The sequence below is a fragment of the Alcanivorax sp. HI0044 genome (assembly GCF_001634945.1).
The window spans coordinates 1-909 of sequence record NZ_LWEZ01001556.1 but is presented as its reverse complement, the minus strand read 5'-3'; the positions used below and the strand labels follow the sequence as shown (position 1 = coordinate 909).

Genomic DNA, 909 nt, shown 5'->3' with positions numbered 1-909 from the left:
TGTTTGATCAGCGCGGTGCCGGTCAAAGCCGGCCACTGGCGTCCATTGAGGATAATACCCTGAGCCATTTGCTGGCCGATCTCGAACAGATTCGACAGGCGCTACACGTCGAGCGCTGGATGGTATTTGGCGGTTCCTGGGGTGCCACCCTGGCGCTCGCTTATCTGGCCGCGTTCCCACAGCATATTACTGGCATGGTGCTGCGTGGCATTTTTTTATGCCGTCACCAGGATCTCGACTGGCTCTATACCGAAGCCGGGGCGGCCAGGATGTTCCCGCAGGCCTGGCAAGCCTTGCAGCAGCAGGCGCCACCGGGTAACGGCAGTTTGCTGGAGCGTTATTATCAGGGGTTGCAAGGCGAGCACGCTCGCCGTTATGCCCGGGCCTGGTGTAATTGGGAATCCACCCTGGCGCAGATGCCGACCCAGCCACCGGGCCCGGGCAGTGATGACGAGTTATGCATGGCTCGCCAGGAAACCCATTATTTTCTTGCTGAGGGCTTTGTGGAGCAACCGTTGCTTGAGGCCTGTGCCGGCAGTGCCGTGCCGGTGGAAATTGTGCATGGCAGCCGGGATTTTGTCTGCCCGCCGGAGCAGGCGCTGGCGTTGCATCAGGTGCTGCCAAACAGTGTGCTCAACTGGGTTGAGGGAGGAGGGCATTCTTCCATGGACCCGGGAGTGGCCCAGGCGCTGGTGAAGGCGGTAATGCGACTCGATAGAAGGGGTGAGCAATGAAAGTGTTGATGCAGCGGGTTAGCAAGGCCAGCGTTGATGTGGACGGAGTGACCGTGGGGGCTATCAATAAAGGCTTGGTGCTGCTTATCGGCATTGAAAAGCATGATGACGAAAAGCTGGTCAAGCGGATGGCGGAACGTATTGTCAGCTACAGAGTTTTTGCAGATGATCAGGG

At 58.6% G+C, this 909-nt stretch carries 2 protein-coding genes; both read left to right on the top strand.

Annotated features, from left to right (window positions below):
• A partial coding sequence (locus tag A3730_RS23515; RefSeq protein WP_063539087.1) for an alpha/beta fold hydrolase occupies positions 1-734 on the top strand: 734 nt, incomplete at its 5' end.
• The coding region (locus A3730_RS23510; protein WP_197477601.1) for a D-aminoacyl-tRNA deacylase at positions 731-909 on the top strand (179 nt) is incomplete at its 3' end. The genes A3730_RS23515 and A3730_RS23510, both read left to right, overlap by 4 nt.